The sequence below is a fragment of the Roseateles sp. P5_B10 genome, assembly GCF_056400485.1.
In genome coordinates this window covers 1-1,090 of sequence record NZ_JBFULE010001230.1, presented here as the reverse complement: position 1 = coordinate 1,090, position 1,090 = coordinate 1, and the positions used below count along the sequence as shown (strand labels likewise).

Annotated in this window: 1 pseudogene; it reads right to left on the bottom strand. The window is 68.7% G+C overall.

Features of this window, described 5'->3' with window-relative positions:
* A pseudogene (locus AC1DU6_RS32315) lies at positions 1-1,090 on the bottom strand (heme utilization protein); the annotation flags it as partial.

The window sequence follows — 1,090 nt, the reverse complement described above, 5'->3', positions numbered from 1 at the left end:
GGCCCGAAGTGAGGGCTGCGAACTGGGCCGTGCCCAGGGCGTTCAGGTTGTCGCTGGCGAGGTTGGCGAGCTGGGTGCTCGTCAGCGCCTGGACCTGGCCCGWGGACAGRTTGGAGAACTGGCYGCTGSTCAGGCTGTTCAGGTCRGCSGTGCCCAGGGYGTTGACCTGKGCCGTGGTCAGGYTGTTGAYCTGGCCGCTGCTCAGSGCRCGCAGYTGGTCGCTGGTGAAGGCGTCGAGCTGGTCGGAGGACAGGTTGCGCAGGGCGCCGGTGGACAGCGACTTGATGTCGGCCGTCTCGATGGMGGCGAYCTGGGCCGTGGTCAGGCTGCCGGCCTGCGTGGAGTTCAGCGAGGCGATCTGGCCCGAGGTCAGGGCGACCATGTCGCCGGTGGTCAGACCCTTGATCTGGCTGCTGCCCAGCGAGGCGACYTGCGCCGTGGACAGSGMRCCGACGGCGTCGCTGGCCAGGGCACCGATCTGRTCGGAGSWCAGGSCATTSARGGCSGCCGTSGTGACGGCGCGCAGGTCAGCSGTYTCGAGCTTGGCCARCTGGCTGGTGGCGAGGCCACCGAACTGGCTGGAGCTCAGCGCCGCGAACTGGGCGGTGCCCAGGGCGTTGAGGTTGTCCGTGCTCAGATGGCCGAGCTGATCGGTGGTCAGCGCGCGGACCTGGGCCGTCGACAGATTGGCCATCTGGCCGGTCGTCAGCGAGTTCAGGTCGGACGTCGACAGGTTGGCGAGCTGCGGGCTGGTAGTCAGCGCATTGAGCTGGGTGGAGGACAGGGCACGCAGCTGGTCGCTCGTGAGGGCATCCAACTGGTCCGTGGACAGGTTGCGCAGCGCAGCCGTGGACAGCGACTTGACGTCAGCGGTCTCGATGGCGGCAATCTGGGCGGTAGACAGCACACCGGCCTGTGCGGAGTTGAGGGCGGCGACCTGGGCCGAGGTCAAGGCCACCATGTCACCCGTGGTCAGGCCCTTGATCTGGTCGGTGCCCAGCGAGGCGACTTGTGCCGTGGTCAGCGAGCCGACGGCGTCGCTGGCCAGGGCACCGACCTGGTCGGAAGACAGGCCGTTGAGGGCCGCGGT